Source organism: Pseudoxanthomonas sp. F37 (assembly GCF_022965755.1).
In the GTDB taxonomy this organism is placed as follows: Bacteria; Pseudomonadota; Gammaproteobacteria; order Xanthomonadales; family Xanthomonadaceae; genus Pseudoxanthomonas_A.
In genome coordinates, this window is the sequence record NZ_CP095187.1 from 2,393,568 (window position 1) to 2,412,686 (window position 19,119).

A 19,119-nucleotide genomic window follows, 5' to 3' on the forward strand; every position below is an offset into this window, starting at 1 on the left:
CAACACCTGTCCCTCGATCAGGCTAGGGACGTAGCGCGCCAGGTGGTCGCTGACTTTGTCCAGACGGGCCTACCGGCCATCGGTAGGCCAAAGGCGCCATCGATCACCCTGCGAGCCTTCTTGGATGAGCACTACGCCCCGTGGGCGAGGACAGAACTGAAAACGGCTATCGACTCTCTCCGGCGGATTGAACAGGCGTTCCCCGGGCTCATGTTGATGCCTCTAGCCAAAATCGATGGTCGCGCCATCGAACAATGGTGGGCAGGCCGTCTGCGCGACAAAGTTAGACCAGGTGCAGCGCAGACGATCAGCAAGGCCACAGCATCGCGGAACTTGGCCACCCTGCGGTCCGCACTGACGCAGGCCGTGAAGTGGCGACTCCTAGAGAACAACCCGGTCGCGAGCGCTCGACTGAAGACCTCAAAGCCCCGAACCGTCGTCAGGTTTCTCACTGCGGCAGAAGAATCACGACTGCGTGCCACCCTGATCCAGCGAGACTCGCTCAGAGCGACAGCGCGCGCCAACGCGAACTCCTGGAGGTCGGCAAGGCGCCAGGAACTGCTACCCGACCTGCCGCAAGGGTGCTACACGGATCACCTGAGCCCGATCGTTCTACTCGCGATCAACACCGGCCTGCGCAAGGGGGAGTTACTAACTCTGGACTGGGCAGACATTCACTTTGAGGCCCGGATGCTGACGGTCCGCAGCGAGAACGCCAAGAGTGGCAGACAGCGTCACGTCCCACTGAACGAAGAAGCGCTATGCGTCCTGAGCAGGTGGCGTGGCCTAACCAAGGGCACGGACTCGGTGTTCGGCATCAGGGGCCTGAAGACTTCGTGGGACAAACTGCTGGTTTCCGCCAGCATCGAAAACTTACGATTCCATGACCTACGCCACCACTTCGCCAGCCGCCTGGTCATGAACGGCGTGGACTTGAACACTGTCCGAGAGCTCTTGGGTCATGCCGACTTGACCATGACACTCAGATACGCACACCTTGCTCCGGAGCACCTGGCAGCGGCCGTCGGCACGCTATCTGCACCGACAGCGCAGCGGGACTAGCCCCACCTTCTCCTGGCATCCCTACAGCACCACTCTCACCGAGCCACCTACTCCTCAGGAGGGCTCGTGGCCCTACCACGAGAAGACAACCTTCGTCGGCGGTGAGTTTCCAACAGCCGCACGGCATACGCCCGCAGGGTCTCGGAGAGCTCGCTGACAAACAGCATCCTTCCCTCATCGTAAATCAGCACAGTGCGATCATCTGCCGCCAGCTTGGTGTGCACAGAAACCATGTCGGGGCGGCACCCTTCCGGGCGACACGACGGTGCAGTCTCGGTGCCGCACCAGGCATCCAGTATTAGCTCCCCAATGTAAACAGCGACGGACCGCCGAGCGGCCCCCGTCGGCGTGGACACGCCTGGGTAGATGGTAGCCAATACCCCTTCCTCGATTCCCTCTCGCTGCATGCGCACCTCGTCGATCTGTAAGTGTTCAAACAGCTTACGTGACAGAGCGAGGATGCCGGCAGGAAGTGCAGGAAGTGCAGGAAGTCTATGAGGCGACGAGCTTCTTGAGGTTCATCGAGCTCAACGCAACTTCCATCGCCGCAAGCCCATCGACAATGCGCCTCACCAATGGCGCCTCGAAGTCATCGAGCTCCGCAGCATCGTGCGCTCCCTTGTTCAGATAGAACCACAGCCTTCCGTGCTGAATCCCGACAACGGAGGCGAACGCATCAGTGAACGGCTGGAGCGTAGCCCCATGCCGATGCAATTCCCCTCCAGCGGCCACAAGTTCCTTCCATCGAGCGTTGAGCTTGCCCGCGAAGTGCTGCAGCTCTGGCTCTACTGAAAGCCCTGGCACGTCCAGGGTTATTTGGCCTATACGCGCCCTGGTCATTTCCCGCCAAAGCTGAGACAGCTGGCACTCAAGAGCCTGCCGGGCATGGGCGAGCGCGGAACGATGATCCAGGTGCTCCAAGTAAGCCTGCGCCCTTTCAACGTAGTGGCGCGAGACATTGGCATCGACCAGACGCGGCTGGAAATCACCGCTATGTGGTTTGATGACCGTCAGCTTCGACTTGTCTGAGGTGGCCTGATTCTGGAGATCCTTGATGAACTCGTTACTGTGCGAGGTGATGATGAACTGCTTTCTGGCGAACCTGGCATCGAACAGCGCCGCCCTGATCGCACCCCGATGGTCGTGGTCGATTGCATTGACTACATCATCGAAAACTATCAGAGGCAATTCGAGCTGCAGGTTCTTGGCCAAGAGGATGGCCAGACCCAGACACCGAAGGTGCCCCTCGCTCAGAACTAACAGTGCGTCACGGGTGGACGCCGGTGAGCCCGCTGTCTTGATTAGAACCCTGTCTTCGGGAGACGTTGGAAGACGAAGCTCAACCAGGTCATCTTCTGGTCGCCCCCCTTCATTGAACGCATTGTAAAGTTCCATCGCCACCGCGTTTAGATTCGCGACCAGCTGCCCAGGAAGACCTGCAAGGTACGTCTTAAGCCGTGCAACATAGTCGGCGTATGCTGCACGGATTCGACGCACCCTCGCATTTGCCCCCTGCTCCGCCTCGACGCGACTAAGAAGCTCGCTGTTCTCCGCGTCGAACGCGGCCACTTGCGCTCGCGCAGCGGCAGTCGCTGCGTCAAGCGTTGCCCGGCGACCTCTTAGGGCAGCGATGTTCTTCGCCATCTGGATGAGCGAAGCCTGCTCAGCAAGAAGATCGGCTCTGGCCTGCTCCGCAAGCCGTGCACTTTCGTCGCGTTCGACGCAGATCCGTTCAGCCCTGAGCAGCTTTCGCCACCATGCGGTGTAGCCGACCAAGAGGTTAAATGAACCTGGCTCCCGAGTTGCATCCGGCGTCAAGCTGAGCACGAAGTCCGACACCTGTCCGGCCTCTTCTTCGCCATAGACCTCGCGTACATACTGAGACGCGCGCTGGGCGAATGCGATGCGCTCAACCTGCTCCAAGGCTTCGGCGGTGGCCCGCTGACGCTGGAGCTCTGATACAGCGCCCAGCCTCTGCAACTGCTCGTGCGCATGGACAAAGGGATTGTGCGCAACCTGCCCGATGGGCGTCTTACACGCAGGACAATGCGATGCATCCACCTCCTGCAGCTTCAGCACTGCATCGTAGAGGTCAGAGAACGCTACCTGACTCGCGTCCATTGCTATGCGGTTGTCGAGCTCATCTCGCAACCGTGCTTGGTCAACCCAACGCTTCCTCTGTCTTCTCAGACTCCCCACTACGGCGCCCATCTTTGGCGCAATAGGCGTCGAGATCTCGTCGCCGATTTCAGCCAGCCGACTCTCTACACGCTCGGCGAGCTCGACGACACCGACAATCTTAACTCCCGGGGGGATGAGGGCTAGTTCATCTTCCGCCAGCTGGCGATAGTCCGCCTCGTGGGTCTCCAGGATCTGCGTCGCCCCGGCAACGCTCTCCTTTCGTGCAGCGAGAATCGTGGTCTCTGCATCAGACAGAGGAAGCCTCACCAGCTCGTCACTGAAGGCACGGACGTATCGATTCAATGGATCAATGCCGAACAGTGCAGCGATCGCGCCTGCAGCACCCCCTCTGGGCCTGGCCGCCATTCTGGCGAAACCTTCGATCCTATTTTTCTCGATGAAACAGAAGTAATAGCGTTCTCGGTCAGGGGAGATTGGCACTGCCCGACCTTGGTGCAGGTGTCGCGCCTCGGGTTCCACGAACGCGCCCGCGTGTATGTTCTCGAAGTAGGCGTTGTCCAGCCGACGTGCCTCAGCCTCTAGGCATTCGCCGAGCAGGGCGTACTCCAGCGCCTCGCACAAACTGCTCTTTCCAGATCCATTCGGACCGTAGAACAGGAGGAAGCGGCTGGCCAGCGGAACAGTGACCTGCCAGCGAAAGCCGCGGAATGGCCCGACTGAAATCTCATGGAGCTTCGTCCATGCCACATCAGTCTGGCGACCGCGCGCCGCCGTCTCTTGCACATTGGCGCTGGCGCTATCGAACTCGCTGTCGAGGATGCGAGCAATCAGGCTACCTCTTTGTCCGCCCTCAGCGACTGTAACAGCGATTTCGTCTTGATGGGACGCTATGACATTCGCAACGCGACGCACGTCTTCCGCTGCGCCAGCATCAGTCAGCGAACTCGTGAATCGCTGCATGTACTCGTGAACTACGGCACTCGCCACCTTGGCTCTCCCCTACCATCCCCTGGCGACACAATAACTCCCAGGACGCACGTCATCCAACCGAGACTGAAATTGAAGCTCCACTCGGGTCAGGCAGCGCGAGCGATGGCATGACCGTAGTAAGCGGCTGGTCGGTTATCCAGAAGTGCTTGCAGCTCGTCCGTGGAACGTCCTTGGGGTGTCAGCCACGGCAGCAGGCTTTCCTCCTTTAGCCGAATAGGAATGCGGTCGTGGCCGGCAGCAGCCACTTCCGGTGGAGGGTCATCCGTGATGAATGCGAAAGAGTCGAATGACTCTTCTTCCGCCCCTGCCCAGTGATCCCATATGCAGGCGATCAGCATGGGCTCGCGGGGCTCTGGCGTGAACTGGATCTCGACCCCCACGTCACGCTCACCAGGTGAGAGCTCCCGGCCTTCCGCTTTGTGGAGCGACACGTTCTCGAAGAAGCTGTCGATCAGGACGACACCATGCCTGTGTCCGAACTGATCCATCCACCAACGCGTCAGGTTGTCCCTGCGCGCGTTGTAGGTGCCACTGAGCCGCCGCTGTGTCTTCTTTCCGTTGGGCAAAATCTTCCCCTCGATCCAGTCGGAATCGGCAGGAAGACCTGGCTTCCTAAGCTGATAGCGCATCGGCTTCACTACCAACTGCCCCTGCTCCATGACCATCACGGGGAGCCACCATTGGGGAAAGAAGCGGTAGTCGCGCGGCAGGAGCTGGACCCGTTCCGCGTCGGCCATCCAGCGCTCGATCTGGGTGATCTTGTTGCCGGCCTTGCGCACTTCCTCGGCTGCGGTCTTGGTGGGCTTGGTCGCCAGCTTGGCTTCGTTGACCGCTTTCCGCTCCAGCTGTGCGGCCAAGTCGGTAGCGTGCTCGGCCATCTCCAGCGCGCGGGCTTCACGAATGGCCTGCCCAATGTCCTGGCCTAGTCCCTCTCGCTGGGGACGCAGGAACCAGTCTTCGATGGCCTTGGGCATCTGCCGGCGCTGCTTTCGCTTTCGCTGTTGGTCTGGTGCCGCCCAGACGTTAAGGGCGAAGTCTTCCAGACTCATGATCGCGCCGTGGTGGCGGCAGAACTTGTCGTAGTCGGCCTGGATCATGGCTGAGTAGCACATGGACGCCTCCGTCAAACGGTCGGCCCAACTATACCGCCGCGGCCGTCAGTCGTTCGCGGCCAAGGGGTACAAGAACCCGTCCGTGCGAAGCACCAGAGCTTCGAGCCTCTCGAAGACGGCCAACTGGTGCTCCGGGGCCACCAGGTCGAGGATGGCGTTGGCCTCCGCGGCAAACGCTTCCTGACGGTCTGACGGCTGCACCGTCGCGTACATCGAGGGAAGCCCGGTCGCGATTGCATCGACCAGGGCGTTTGCTTCAGGCGGGGTCAGGTAGGTCGTCATGCTCACCATTGTTGACCCGACCGTCTCACCGACTGCGACTCGACTGGCGGTCTCAGCGGGTGGGAAATCGCCCCCTACGATGAGCCGATGAAGGACGGTCCGGAATGGCAAACACTGAGCAACGGCGGCCGGTTGGTCTACCGTGGGTATGCCTTGGTGGAGTTCTATCGGGATGACCCGGGTGTCCGCATAAGGACCCGCTGTTACAGCGAGGGCTACCAGGAGAACCGTCTTGTGGCCACGCCGGAAGGGGCCAAACGATACGGCGACTCCTGGCTGCGGAAGTGGGGCGATCAGGCGACACGCGAGGTCGACAACAAGATCAGTTGGGCAGAGGGGGAGCGCCAACGACGGGAGGAAGCAGACCAGCGGAGAGCCCGTGGTGAGAGCGACTACCCGGAGATCAAGGTGCGCCCCTGGAAGCCGCGCAGGAAGCGGTAGAACGATTCCTACCCTGCCCCGCGGCGTCCTCTGGCTTGAACGTGAGAGCCTTGACGAGTGATGCTGGGGTCGCCCAGCGCGGGACCAATCAGGTCGCTCACCCGCGTCATGCGCCCCTTCAGCCCGGACGACGGTCATGGTCTCAGCAGCGTCGGGGTTGGATTGTGTGCCAGCCGGCCCCAGTGAGCGGAAAGACCTATCGCAGGCACTTCAATGTCTAAGTACCAACCCCCGACCTACGACTGGCCAGAGTATGGGCTCGGCCAAGACACGGAAGCAGTGGTGCGGGCACTCCAGCAACTTCGGCCCCGTGAACGACGGAGGCTCCTCCTGCGGCAGGAAGACTTCGGTGACGAGCAACCAGAAGCCAAGCGTAACCGTCGCTTCATATATCGCTATCTGCCCATGGATCCTCGCTCGCCCAACCCCCAACTCGAACAGAGGAAGGTTGAAGACCTTGTCGTTCGGGGCGAGCTCTACCTGAGTCCAGTCAGCCAGTTCAACGACCCGAATGAATTCCGTGCCAGGGTGCAACTGACATCCGACACCTCGGTAAGCGAGAAGTGGATGCGCGAGTTGGCCGAGAAGCACGTCCGCGCGCAAGGCATGGCAGGCTCAACCGCCCGAACGATGGTCGACACAATCGTGGCCCGCATGAAGAGCAATGCGGCAACCCTTCCCGACCTGATGCAGGCGACTTGGACTCATCAAGCCGACGACTTCGGCATCTGCTGTTTCAGTCAGAATCCCAGAAGCGACCTCATGTGGGCGCACTATGCTAGGGCCCACCGAGGGATTTGCTTGCAGTTTGACTATTCTCTATGCCCAGGTGTTCTTGCGCTCGCCCAGAGAGTGAAGTATCGCGATGACCTTCCCGAGCTAACGTGGCCCGAGGACCAAGGGCGCAGCATCGAACCGATCCTGAGTAAGGCGAGGGACTGGCGGTATGAAGCGGAGCGCCGCTATGTGTCCAGAGAGCTGAAGGGGACGACGATTCGCTTCGACGCCAGGTCGCTAACGGGGGTGATCCTCGGGCAGCGCTTCGACGACGACCCAAAGACCGGGCCGTGGCTGGCCTCAGTCCTCGAAGAGCGAGAGCGCAGAGGGCTCCCGCCAGTGCGTGTCTACCGCGCTCAGCGAAGTGAAGCTAGCTACTCTTTGGCCATCAAGGCATCCAGGCTGTAAACCGGCGTGGACGGCGAAGTATGGAGATAGGCCTACCAGGAACAAGTTTCAGCGCAGAAGTAGGCTCGGCCGCCAGCATCGGCTAGGACTTCGACTGAGTTCCGGAAGCACGAAGAATGTCTATCGCGAGCAGGCGAACGAGATGCTCCTCAGCTTACACAGGCACGTGGGGCAAAGGTCATGCAGGCTCACTCCCTGGTTCTCAGCTCCCGAAGCGGACTTTTAGGTTGACGATTCCATGCGTTTTCCATGCGCTATCCACTGTGAGAGATATTTCACACGTTGGATTTCCCGGGACATCTCGCACCGAGCCGGCGCTACGGACCGCTCGCTCGACCTCAACCATCACCGCTCCGTCAACTCATGGTCAAGTGATTCGACCGAGACTTTCCACTATCTGAGCGGGCAATTGACCTGGCTCGTTGCGGCGACCGGCAATGCAATCAATGCTGGGCGCGGAGTTCGTCGTTGATCGCGTTGCCGATGGTCAGAATCAACCCCTCCTGCCTCTGGTACTCGTTGACCAAGGTGGGGCGTACCCACGTAGGCGGATAGGCAATTCCATCGTAAGAAAAGGGGCTGAAGCGCAACCCGTGTTCAACCTCTTCTGACCCGAAGTTCACTGAGTACCCCACCTCGATGATCGAACGATGCTTCGAGTGGTTGCTCACCGCTGCCAGGTACGTAAAGCCCGGGTCGTCTAGCAGGGCGCTAAGCCCTTGCTTAATCGGTCCGGCAGCGAGCTTCTTGCTCACCTTGGGCCAGGTGATGTCGCGCTCATTGCTGATACGGGCCTCGGGCCTGAGGTTGGCGCCCAGAGCGAAATAGGCGAAGTGGACCATGTTGTCTGCAACCGAGTGCATGTTGTGCACACAGGCTACCGTGTGCGCATAGGCCTGAAACCTCGACGTGGAAAACTGCCGTTCGTCCGTGTCGAACGCCCCCAGGAGCGCGGCCGTCAGTTCGAAATCGGCGCGCCCCTCTACTACCTCCTCCATACGAAGTCTGGCTTCGTTGTAGTGGAATCGGCTGAACTCGCGCCGATTCCCAATGGTCCGCAAGGCCTGGTTGACCGTCCTCAGTTGCTCTTCGCCAAACAGCCGCTCTACCTGCCGACGCAGCTCACCCAGGTCCCATCGCATCAGGGCGCCTCTCTGATCGAACGGAAGAAAAGTCGATGGACTTCTTCTCGCTCCTCGGTCGAGTAGCGCTTACCCAGATATCGTCCGGAGTAGTCCATCGCGCCCATCATGAAGTGACCAGCGACCTGGCTGCACTCTTCTATGGATGTATCTAGGCAGATGCAGAACGCCAAGCCGGCTTGTTGGGCGAGCATTCCCATTTCCTCCAGCACCGCGCGCAACGCTGTGAGATCTGAAAAGGGACCGATATGCGCGTCCATACCCAGCGGACGCAGCATGGCGAAACCATCAAGGGTCGGGTGGCCAGCCAACGTAGAGAATTTTATGTAGATGGCTTCGCGCCGGCTCTTACCCAAGCCGGCATCGTCGTCAAGGATCTTGCGGATGGCGGCTGGACTGAAATCGCGCTTCAGGGTTCGCCGGTCGGCTTTGCGCCACTTCTCTACCAGGGTGCGGTCCACATGGAAGGCATTGACTAGGTTAGTGGTCTCCACGACGTCGCGCAGGATGAGGGTGGCCGCCTGGTAGTAACCCGACGCCACGAGCTTCCACGAGGTGGCGAACCCGTTGAATGCACGAATCCCTAGATGGCTGATGGCACGCTCGTCGTCGTCAGCCTGGTAGTGCTTCCGCAGCATGTCCATGACGTCCATCGCGCGCTCACTAATCCCCAGGTGATCCAAGAGATCGGGATTGGCCTCGGCCAGCCCCACCGCGCGCCGCTGCAGTTCCTCTTCGCCGCGGTGGAGCAGCAACAGGTTCGCTGGGAATGTGGAGCTGATGGCGGGCATGGCCGTATCGTAGCTCAGCGCAATCTGGGCATCCCAATCGATACCCGGACCAGGTTGCAGATCGAACTGGCACAGCAGGGGCGCTGCGGCGGATGGGCCCAACACTGCAGCGTTGAGCTACGTCCAGAAGGACAAAGGCCCCGCGCATTGCTGCCGGGGCCATGAAGCGAGGACATCGCCGGCCTTGTCATCGGCCGATGAGCCTGCTGCCGATAATGCGTCCCCTTACGGGCACTGGCTTCTCTGGCAGTCTCGAAAGTCAGAGCCACCTGGCCCGACCAGCGAAGTGTCATCCAGACCAACAGAACGGGTCAACCCCAATGCCTGACCGAACGGATCACCCCCCCCCCTTTGACGGTGCGCCCTTTGTCCGTTCAACCATGTAACGCGTAGACCACTCACAAAGCACGGAGAGCCGATCTGACGTTGATACACATCCCGGATGGATGGGGGCACGTTGTCGAGTGTGGCTACGCTGTGAGCGCTCTCTGGCCCTCCTAAATCGCCCGAGACCGAGTGCCTCTTGCTCGGTGAGCGTAACTGCTGCCTTTCTATAATAAGGCTCGTGCGGCAACCTGCTGCGCCTGAACTCGAAGAGAGAACAGCTCATAGACAATCTGGATCCCCCAATGAGTAAGCCCAGCACCCTCCCGTCCCACCACCGACTCGGCCGCATTTCTAAGCGGAATGACGATCGCGTTCACGAGCTCAGGGCCATTGCTCAGGGGAGCCACCGTCATCTTGGCTGGGAAGCAGAGTGCGCAGCGTGGAACGCGGCAGTTGCCCGCATGTGCGCTCGGATGAAGAAGGAATTCGAGTCCATCCGCCTCGGCAGCCAGGACGCCACAGAAGCATGATTAGCCCGGTTCAGCCCGCCACCGAGGGAAATGCCTGCGAAAAGTGCGTCCGATTGGTCAGCACGCGCTTGGCGCCTGAGGGCATGGATCTCAGCCTCCTGGGTCGTGAGTCCTGGGGCCGGGAAGACGAAGACGACTGCGAATGCCAGGCTCGGCGCGAAGCTGTGGACCCGGAACTGGAGGCCCTACTAACGGAGCTTCGCGCGCTCGCCCAGGACAGTGATGATGTCGTCAGCCAGAGCCCTTCTTCATCCTCGAACATAGGCTCCGCGGTCCCGGTTGACTCCGCCACGCCCCCGAAGGATGGGACAAGTGGTTCGGATAGCCAGTCAACCGACGATACCCGGACAGACGTGGAATGGGCTAATAGGCCTTTGCACTGGGTCATGCCGTTCCGGAACTTCAGGGCATGGAAGGACACCACCAAGCTCCGCGCGCTGATCCGGGAGCTGTCTGCTCGTTCCCGTTGGCTGGTTACCCCGGACGCAGACCTGGGAACCGGTTCCGTTTTCCACAAGAACAATAACTTCTCTCTTAAAGAAGTAAGTATTAGTAATAGTAAGACGGCAAACCGGCACCGGTTCCCTACCTTCTTCAGTGACGCTCCGGAGCGGGATCGGTCTGTCACTGTCAGCATCCCGGAACCCAAGGTCCTCCCGCGATGGAAAGACCGCCGACACGCAGCCGCGGCAGGCGTCGATCAGAATCTCATTGTCATGGCGTGCCAGATCGCCGGCGTCGCCTCCGGGTCCACACCATCACTGGCAGACCTTTCGGCTCTCATCAGGTCTCCAGACGTGGGCCTTTTCAGTTTTACAGCGCCACCCCATCTGGAACGCGAGCTTCTTGGCAACGCCAAGTTCATCAGCAAGAAGCTGATGCGTCGGTTGCCGGCAGATGCTGCCAGCTTCTTTGCGTGGCGGCGCGAACACGACGGTGTATTGACAGTGTTCGGCGCGCTCGCACGTGGGGGTTGCGGCTCCACCACTGCCTATGTAGAGGCGGCCGAGGGTCTTAGCTTCGCGTTGCAGACCCATGCAGCGGGGCTGCAGGAGCGTCGATTCCGCGACGTACATCCGACCACGTGGGCGCGGCTCTATGGTTTCAGTGACCCAACTGCCTTTCGCGATGGGTGGACGGACTACCCGGGCGAGCAGTTTCCCGACGGCGTGTTCCCATTGGAGTTCGACTTCGCCGCCAAGCGCTTCAGGACGGGCCAGGAGGTGCGCGCGAGGCACGACCGCAGGGCCACTACCTGGTGCAGCTTCGTCGAACGCTCGGGGCTTCCACGGTGGTTTGGCGGTAACACGCTGCAGGACTTACGCGAGCTTTTCATCCGTGATGACGCGACCAACCAGCGCTTCCGTCGAGCGAACGAAGTCCTGAACCATGCCTCCTTCAAGGCTGCACCGGCAGCCGCAGCGCAGGCGCGACGTGAACAGGAGGTCATAGAGCACCACGACCGCCGCGTCTTCGACACCCTGCGTTTTTACCGAGGATCGCCCCTGCAGTTCGTGGCACTCCTGCTCGGCCAAGGAACGCTGGAAGGAACCTACTGTGACGCCGAGTTCAAGGCCTGCGGCAAAGACGTGTACGAGCAGGTTCGCAGTCAGCTGCGCTGACTGCGCCATCGCCATGCGTCCGCCGAACTGATGCACCCGGTGACACGTTCGACCCTAGGACGCCTTTCGATTGCGGGGGCGCTCCATGATGCGTCTGACACGTTCGCTCGTCACGCGCAGCACCTCTCCAGCCCTGTCGAGTTCAAATCGTTCGGGCCTGCGTCGTCGGTAAACTTGAACAGCCCCAGTGTCGTTGAGCGCGATGTCACCGATGCCCGATGGAAGCCCCTTCTCGCTCGCTGCAACGTACAAGGAGAGATGGGGCATTTGCAGCAGGTAGACGGGCTGGCTGCTCTCCCCCATCAACCAAGGGGCCATGGCAAGGCCGCCGAGCTCGCCGCGTGTGAAGATCAGCGCAACAGCAGGTCCGGAGTCAAGCGTTCTGCCCCGACCAAACAGGGTGGGATGTACCAGGTCTGCAATCGCTGAATCGGCTACCTGGTTGTACTCCCACCGATCACTCAGGTAGGCGCGATACAGTGTGTTCATCGCGAACGCATGGAGCCGTGCGCCGTCTGCCTTGAAGATCGGCAGCATCGTTCCCCCCTCCGTGTTGGGGAACTCAAACTCCCCTTCCAGGTGAAGGACGCGCCTCCAGAAGCCGATGGCGTAATCGTCAGCCCAGTGGAACCGCAACTCGCAGTCGCCACAGGCTATTTCGGGGTCGAACATCCCGTTGCCGGCGTGCGATACCCAAGGGGTTCCGTCCCGGACTGCCATGCCAACGAGCAGCCGATGCTCACCGCCAATATGGCGAGTGAAGGCGTCGGGATAGATGTGGCACTTGACCAGTTTCGCGACCGGTGACTGGCAAATCTTGCACCGCTTCACCGTCAAGCCCGTCGCTCGCGGGTCAGCAGCCAGCTTTCCCCAGGCTGGAACATCAGGTGGTACTCGTACACCTGCTGATATGACCATGCGTCGAACGCTCGGAGCATGTCATCCAACGACATCTCCGCCGGGACGTCCGACAACTGCCTCAGCTGCGGAAAGCCCACGTTGACGGTCGACTTTCCCAAGAGCGCAGGCATCCAGGCCGACTCGTCGATCTCGGTGATCCAGCTGAAATTAGGCATCGCTACTCTCCCCTAGAGGTAACCCTACTCTACGCCCAATGGGTACACCGACTGGGCGCTCGGCCCTCGCGCCCTGGCGCGAACCGGGTCACCAATGGGACATCGTCCATGGCGGGGATGGGATGCACCCCAGAATGCGGCTCGGGCCATGTGGTGGCCTCGACACCCACCTACCCCCACTCGTTCTCGCCGAACCCATCCGCCCCTCCGGCTTACACAAAACTTACAGCACCCCAGCAACTTCCCAGGCAGAACGCATGTTATTGATTATAAAGGATAATTACCATAGCTCAGCTGGGAGAGCGCGTCGTTCGCAATGACGAGGTCGGGAGTTCGATCCTCCCTGGCTCCACCATCCAACACGAAAGGCCAGGCGAATGCCTGGCCTTTTTCTTTGCGCCACCCTTTCCGCTCTTCCAAAGAAAAAGCCCGCCGGCACGCGACCGACGGGCTGGGAGAACGGCAGAACGCGTGGATCAGAACCGGTAGTTGACGCCCAGCAGGTAGGTGCGGCCCCACTCGACGTACTCGAGCGGACGATCCTTCGTGCCCGCGTAGGTCTGGTAGGCCTCGTCGGTCAGGTTGCTGACCTGGAACAGGACGCTCAGACCGTTCAGCGCATGGCCCTCGGGGAACGAGTAGCTCACCTGGGCATCGGTGACGTCTTCGCCGACCACGTAACGCAGCGTGCGGTCGCCATCGAAGTTGCCGATTTCACCGATGAAGTCCGAACGCTTGCGCTGGCTGACGCGCGCTTCGAAGCCGTTGCGCTCGTAGTACGCGGTCAGGTTGAAGGTACGTTCCGACAGGCCCGGCAGCGTGATGTTCTGGCTGCCGACGCTGTTGGTCGAACCCGGCGGCGGCGGGATGGTGATGTCGCTGTCGTTGAAGCTGGCGCTGGCGATCACACCGAAGCCTTCCAGCGCATCGGCGAACAGGTCCAGCGGCAACGAAGCGGTCAGCTCGATGCCCTGCATCTTGCCGCCCTTACCGTTGTAGGGCGCGGTGAAACGACCGGTGCTCTGCGTCGGCGGCTCGCCGGGGCCGGGCACGTAATCCACCAGGAAGTCGCTGAAATCGAAGCCGTCGCGCGATTCGGTGTAGATGTAGGTGCGCAGGTCCTTGTAGAAGAACGCGGCGGCCACGTAGGCCTTCGTGCCGAAGTATTTCTCGTAGGAAAGGTCGAAGGCGTAGGCGCGCCAGGGCTCGAGTTCCGGATTGCCGCCGCTGCCGCCGGGCTCGCCGGTCGCCGTGTTCACGCCGAATTCGAGCGACGCACGCAGTTCGTCCACGCGCGGACGCGCCACCTGTTCCGCCAGACCGATGCGCAGGGTCTGGTCGGCCGGCAACGAGAACGCCAGGTTCATGCTCGGCAACACTTCCGTGTAGGTCTTGCCGCGCTCGACCGGCTGCACGTTGCTGCCGGCCGGCTGGGTGCTGTCCCAGTAACGCGACGTCGACGACTGGTCCACGTGCTGGATCTGCACACCGATATTGCCGCGTACCGGCAGCGAACCCCACTCGGTGTCGATGTTGGCGCGCGCGAAGCCGGTGCTGATCTTCTCGTTGACGTCCCACGCCTTGGGAATCAGGTAGGACAGGTTGTCCACCGGATCGAAGGTCATGTAGCGGGCGACGGCGGCCGGCACGTTCCACGAGGGGATGTAGCCGATGCCGGCGAAGCGCAGATCGACCAGGCCGTACTGCAGGTCCGAAGCGATGGAGGTGACGCCCTGCGCGCCCACGTTGATGTTGCCTTCGGGCTGGCGCTTCTTCTTCTCGCGGTCGGCATAGTTCAGGCCGACGTCCAGATCGGTGAACCAGCCCAGCGCTTCCGGCAGCGGGAACGAGGCCGCCAGCTTCACGCCCGTCAGTTCATCCTCCACCTTGGGGGTCTTGCCGTAGCCGGAACCGTAGATCGTGTTGGCGAGGAAGAGCTGGGAGGGATCGGAGTAGTCGAACCCCGGGTTGATCTGCGAGAAGCCGCCCGAGCGGAACTGCAGCCCCACCGAATCCAGCTGCGGCGCCGGCAGGCGCTGCGTATTGTTCTCCAGGCTGATCTCGTCGCGCTTGGTCCTCGACCAGCTGACGTCGGCCACCAGCCGCACCGAGCCGACGTTGAACTCGTTGTTCCAACCGAAGGCGTTGATCTCGTCCTCGCGGTAGTTGTACATGCCGCGCACGAGCGGATACACATTGTTCGCCGTGCCACCGGTGAAGGTGTTGTTGCCATTGATGACCGGGTTGTCGACGTCCAGGCGGCCGTAGCCTCCGTTGTAGTCGCCGATATGCACTTCGAACTGGTTCGCGGTGCTGACCTGCTCCGCTTCCGAATGGAACAGATCCAGCGTGCTGGTCCAGGCATTGGAAGGACGGAACTGCAGCGTGGCCATCACACCGTCGCGCTTGGTCTCGCCGGTGCGGCGCAGTGCCTTGATGCCATCGGAGTAGAACGTACCTGCCGGCACGCCGGGACGCCAGTTGTCTCCGATGGCCTGCCAGGGTTCGTACAGGCCCACCTGGTTCTCCTGGATCGGCGTGGTCGCGTGCGAGTAGCCGATCGAGAAACCGAAGGTGCGCGCTTCGTTCTGGGTGATGTAGCTGGCGTTGATGCGTTCGCCGTAGGCCGACGCATCGGCGGCGTTGCCGAGCGAGTTGCGCTGGCCGCGGATGCCGACCGCGCCGACCGGCGCGTCGAAGCTCAGCGGACGCACGGTCTGCATGTCGACCGTACCGGACAGGCCCTGGCCGACGAGGCCGGCGTCGGGCGTCTTGTACACGGTCACGCCGCTGACCAGCTCGGACGGATACTGGTCGAACTCGACGCTGCGGTTGTCGCCGGTGCTGACCATCTCGCGGCCGTTCAGCAGCGTGGTGGAGAAGTCGGGCGACAGGCCGCGCACGCTGATCACCTGCGCGCGGCCGGCCACGCGCTGGGCCGCCAGGCCCGGCAGGCGGGCCAGCGATTCGGCGATGCTGACGTCGGGCAGCTTGCCGATGTCCTCGGCGGAAATCGCCTCGACGATGGAGGTGGAGTCGCGCTTGACCGAAATGGCGCTCTCGATGCCGCGACGGATGCCGGTCACCACCACGGTATCCAGCTCGGTGGCCTCGGCTTGCTGGTTCTGGTCTGCGGTGGCTTCGGCCGTCTGGGCCTGTACGCCGGTCGCGGTCAGCGCGATGGCGGACGCCAACGCCGCGCTAAGCAGGTTGCGCTTGAGTTGCATGTTCCCCTCTCCAAGGACGTTGTATGCGATGAACCGGGTGCGTCGCGCGATGCGATCGCCCGGCTCTGCCACGCCGGAGCGGCTGCCCCGGAACGTGCGGCCATGGTAGTGGCGCACGCAGCTGCACAAACCGCGCTGCATACGTATTCATGCATATTCCGCATCATCGTGTAATGCGCGATCCATCCCTGCGCGAAGGCACGCGTGCGCCTTCCCCGCCTAGTGCGAAGACCGTTCACCTGCGCAGTGGCGCGGCGGGCGCCGCCGGGGATTCAGGGACGCAGCAGGAACATCAGCGGCACCTCGATGCGATCGCGCCACGCGGCCTCGTTATGGGTCGCGCCGAGGTAACGGTGGCTCACCATGTCCACGCCAGGCCGGTATCCGCGCGCGCGCATCGCCGCATCGACGCGCTGCTGGTACGGCGCGTACTGCGCGTCGATGGCTTCGGTGCCGTAGTCGAAATAGAAGCGGTGGCGGCCGGGCGCGGGCAGGTGCGCCAGCGCGTAGTCCGCGACGATGCCACCGGCGATCGGCCAATGCGTGGAAACGCACCCTGCTCCGCCGAACACCTGGGGAAACTCCATCACCGCGTACGCGGAGATCAGCCCGCCCATGCTGGACCCCATCACGAAGGTATCAGACGGCCCCTTCAACGTGCGGTACTGCGCGTCGATGAACGGCTTCAGTTCGGTGGCCAGGAAGGCCAGGTAGCCGTCGGCGACGATCTCGGCCGTCGGGAACGGCGGATCTCCCGGCGTCGGGATGAAGTTCTCGCCCTGGATGGCCTTGCGCGGCATGTACTCCTGCAGGCGCCTGGGCGTGTTCCACACCGCCACGACGATGGCCGCACGCGCGTGGCCGTTGCCGATCAGACGCGTCATGGCCTCATCCACGCCCCAGTCGACGCGGGTGTACGAAGTGGACGGATCGAACACGTTCTGGCCATCGTGCATGTAGAGCACCGGGTAGCGCGTGTCCTTCGCCTCGTCGTAGCCGGGCGGCAGCCATACGTCCACGTTCCTGGCCGCGACATGGCGCGAGGGAAACTGCGCATGCCGCAGCAACGTGCCGGTGATGCCCTCGCCGACCACCTTCCGGGCGGGCGGCGAATCCGGCGCACCGTCCTGCGCCAGCGCCACGCACGAGGCGAGGGTGAGCAGCAGCACCATGCCTGTCCGGACCACGCCGATGCCCATGTTCACTGTACTCCGACGCGATCGATGACGGCGTAGTACACGCCGCGGGCCGGAAGCGACAGCGTGCCATCCTGCACGGTGCCGGACGGCAGGCCGTGACTGTCCACGGCATGCGGCGACAGGCCGGCGGGCATGTGCCAGGCGACGGTCTGCGGCGAAAGGTTGAACACCACCAGCATCGCCGCGCCCTCGGTCTCGCGCACGAACGCCAGCACCGGTTCCGGCGCATCGAGGAAACGGATGTGTCCCACGCGCAGCGCGGGCTGGCTGCGTCGCCAGGCCAGGAAGCGGCGCACCTGGTTGAGGATGGAATCGGGGCGGGCGTCCTGCGCGGCCACGTTGATGGCGCGGTGTTCGGCCGGGATCGGCAGCCAGGGCTGGCCCTGGCTGAAGCCGGCCTGCTCGCCTTCCTGCCACGGCATCGGCGTGCGGCAGCCGTCGCGGCCCTTGAAGTTCGGCCAGAAGGTCTTGCCGTACGGGTCCTGCAGCGCTTCGTAGGGTACGTCGGCCTCGGGCAGGCCCAGTTCTTCGCCCTGGTAGAGGCAGACCGAACCGCGCAGCGAACACACCAGCGCCACCAGCTGCGCCGCCAGCGCCGGCGAGGCGTCGCCGTGTCCCCAGCGCGTCACCGCCCGCTGCACGTCGTGGTTGGAGATGGCCCAGCACGGCCAGCCTTCGACCATCGCCGCTTCCAGGCGCTCGACGGTGGCGCGGATGTAGGCGGCCGTGCCGTCGTCGGTCAGCAGCTCGAAGCTGTAGCCCATGTGCAGGCGCTGGTCGGTGACGTACTCGGCGGTGGTGGCCAGCGAATCCTCCGACGAGATTTCGCCCAGCGCCCCCGCGTCCGGATACCGGTCCAGCAGCGCGCGCAGGCGTTCCAGGAAGCCGATGTTCTCCGGCTGTGTATTGTTGTAGTAGTGGTACTGGTACGCGTACGGATTGTCGGGACTGAAGCCGCGCCCCACCCGTTTTTCCTTCGGCTTGGGCGGGTTGTCGCGCAGTTGCGCGTCGTGGAAGCAGAAGTTGATCGCATCCAGGCGCAGGCCGTCCACGCCCCGGTCCAGCCAGAACTTCACGTTGTCCAGCGTGGCGTCCTGCACGGCCGGGTTGTGGAAGTTCAGGTCCGGCTGGCTGGCCAGGAAGTTGTGCAGGTAGTACTGCTCGCGGCGCGGCTCCCAGCGCCAGGCCACGCCGCCGAACAGCGACATCCAGTTGTTGGGCGGCGTGCCGTCGTCCTTGGGGTCGGCCCACACGTACCAATCGGCCTTGGGGTTGTCGCGGCTCTCGCGGCTTTCCTTGAACCAGGCATGCTCCACCGAACAGTGGCTCAGCACCTGGTCGATCATGACCTTCAGGCCCAGCGCATGCGCCTTGGCCAGCAGGGCGTCGAAGTCGGCCAGCGTGCCGAACATGGGGTCCACGTCGCGGTAGTCGGCGATGTCGTAGCCGAAATCGGCCATCGGCGACTTGAAGAAGGGCGAGATCCAGATGGCGTCCACGCCCAGTCCCGCGATGTAGTCCAGCTTCTCGACGATGCCGGGCAGGTCGCCCACGCCATCCCCGTTGGTGTCCAGGAAGCTGCGGGGGTAGATCTGGTAGATCACCGCTCCGCGCCACCAGTTGTTGTTCTTCATTGTGCGGCACCGGTCTGCATGCATGGCGCACCCCTCCGGTGCGCACGGCGGGCGCCACTATTCCACTTCCCGCCGACATGCGTGAGGGCGAGGCGTCATGGGCGCGCATGAATACGTATGCATGCATCGCACGCGTCAGTCGGGGAGCGCTTCGCCGCCGCCGGCATCCGGCGCTGCCGGGAACGGCCCAAATCCAGGCGTGGCAAGGCTTTGGCGGATGCAGCGACGTTCGGCCAGCGCGATCGGCAACAAGCGGCGCACGGTGCGCATTGTTTGCGGTGCAGCATGGAAACGCAGGCGCTTGCCTGCAAGATGCCGCCACGCCCGTGCCTCCGCGTGCGTACCTTCATCCACGCT

The 19,119-nt window shown here is 62.5% G+C and carries 15 protein-coding genes; 4 read left to right on the forward strand and 11 right to left on the reverse strand.

Annotation, left to right across the window (positions count from 1 at the left end; translation table 11 throughout):
* Positions 1-120: 120 nt before the first annotated feature.
* On the forward strand, positions 121-1,062 hold the full coding sequence (locus tag MUU77_RS11120) for a site-specific integrase (RefSeq protein ID WP_245086763.1): 942 nt from the start codon (positions 121-123) through the stop codon (positions 1,060-1,062).
* 492 nt (positions 1,063-1,554) lie between these two features.
* Here the strand turns inward: MUU77_RS11120 and MUU77_RS11125 are convergent, their stop codons facing one another.
* From MUU77_RS11125 to MUU77_RS11135, 3 genes are all read right to left on the reverse strand, one after another.
* Complete coding sequence (locus tag MUU77_RS11125) at positions 1,555-4,164, reverse strand: AAA family ATPase (protein ID WP_245086766.1); 2,610 nt, start codon at positions 4,162-4,164, stop codon at positions 1,555-1,557.
* A 116-nt stretch (positions 4,165-4,280) separates the two neighbouring features.
* Positions 4,281-5,291 carry an SOS response-associated peptidase family protein gene (locus MUU77_RS11130; RefSeq protein ID WP_245086769.1) on the reverse strand — a complete coding sequence of 337 codons (1,011 nt, stop codon included), beginning with the start codon at positions 5,289-5,291 and terminating at the stop codon, positions 4,281-4,283.
* A gap of 60 nt (positions 5,292-5,351) precedes the next feature.
* Positions 5,352-5,588 carry a hypothetical protein gene (locus tag MUU77_RS11135; protein WP_245086772.1) on the reverse strand — a complete coding sequence of 79 codons (237 nt, stop codon included), beginning with the start codon at positions 5,586-5,588 and terminating at the stop codon, positions 5,352-5,354.
* 87 nt (positions 5,589-5,675) lie between these two features.
* Between MUU77_RS11135 and MUU77_RS11140 the strand changes: the two genes are divergently transcribed.
* Positions 5,676-6,029 (forward strand): hypothetical protein, encoded by a 354-nt coding sequence (locus MUU77_RS11140; protein ID WP_245086775.1) that lies wholly within the window; start codon positions 5,676-5,678, stop codon positions 6,027-6,029.
* A 213-nt stretch (positions 6,030-6,242) separates the two neighbouring features.
* Entirely contained in the window at positions 6,243-7,214 is a 972-nt protein-coding gene (locus tag MUU77_RS11145) for a DUF2971 domain-containing protein (RefSeq protein WP_245086778.1), read from the forward strand.
* Between the two features lie 443 nt (positions 7,215-7,657).
* Here MUU77_RS11145 and MUU77_RS11150 read toward each other — a convergent pair whose 3' ends face one another.
* Together MUU77_RS11150 and MUU77_RS11155 are read right to left on the reverse strand one after the other, a co-directional pair.
* Positions 7,658-8,356, reverse strand: coding sequence for a hypothetical protein (locus MUU77_RS11150; protein ID WP_245086781.1), 699 nt, complete (start codon positions 8,354-8,356; stop codon positions 7,658-7,660).
* The gene (locus tag MUU77_RS11155; RefSeq protein ID WP_245086783.1) at positions 8,356-9,147 is read right to left on the reverse strand and encodes a hypothetical protein; all 792 of its coding nucleotides are present in this window, start codon (positions 9,145-9,147) and stop codon (positions 8,356-8,358) included. Before MUU77_RS11155 ends, MUU77_RS11150 begins: the two co-directional genes overlap by 1 nt.
* A gap of 940 nt (positions 9,148-10,087) precedes the next feature.
* Between MUU77_RS11155 and MUU77_RS11160 the strand changes: the two genes are divergently transcribed.
* A complete protein-coding gene (locus tag MUU77_RS11160) occupies positions 10,088-11,626 on the forward strand; it encodes a hypothetical protein (protein ID WP_245086786.1) in 1,539 nt (512 codons plus the stop codon).
* A 54-nt stretch (positions 11,627-11,680) separates the two neighbouring features.
* Here MUU77_RS11160 and MUU77_RS11165 read toward each other — a convergent pair whose 3' ends face one another.
* From MUU77_RS11165 to MUU77_RS11190, 6 genes are all read right to left on the reverse strand, one after another.
* A complete protein-coding gene (locus tag MUU77_RS11165; protein ID WP_245086789.1) occupies positions 11,681-12,463 on the reverse strand; it encodes a hypothetical protein in 783 nt (260 codons plus the stop codon).
* Positions 12,460-12,702 (reverse strand): hypothetical protein, encoded by a 243-nt coding sequence (locus tag MUU77_RS11170; protein ID WP_245086792.1) that lies wholly within the window; start codon positions 12,700-12,702, stop codon positions 12,460-12,462. The genes MUU77_RS11165 and MUU77_RS11170 overlap by 4 nt, the downstream gene beginning before the upstream one ends.
* 476 nt (positions 12,703-13,178) lie before the next feature.
* Positions 13,179-15,929 (reverse strand): TonB-dependent receptor, encoded by a 2,751-nt coding sequence (locus tag MUU77_RS11175; protein ID WP_245086795.1) that lies wholly within the window; start codon positions 15,927-15,929, stop codon positions 13,179-13,181.
* A 272-nt stretch (positions 15,930-16,201) separates the two neighbouring features.
* The gene (locus tag MUU77_RS11180; protein WP_245094403.1) at positions 16,202-17,128 is read right to left on the reverse strand and encodes an alpha/beta hydrolase-fold protein; all 927 of its coding nucleotides are present in this window, start codon (positions 17,126-17,128) and stop codon (positions 16,202-16,204) included.
* A 2-nt stretch (positions 17,129-17,130) separates the two neighbouring features.
* Complete coding sequence (locus MUU77_RS11185) at positions 17,131-18,762, reverse strand: alpha-glucosidase family protein (protein WP_245086798.1); 1,632 nt, start codon at positions 18,760-18,762, stop codon at positions 17,131-17,133.
* A 135-nt stretch (positions 18,763-18,897) separates the two neighbouring features.
* Positions 18,898-19,116 carry a hypothetical protein gene (locus MUU77_RS11190; RefSeq protein WP_245086801.1) on the reverse strand — a complete coding sequence of 73 codons (219 nt, stop codon included), beginning with the start codon at positions 19,114-19,116 and terminating at the stop codon, positions 18,898-18,900.
* Between the last annotated feature and the right edge of the window lie 3 nt (positions 19,117-19,119).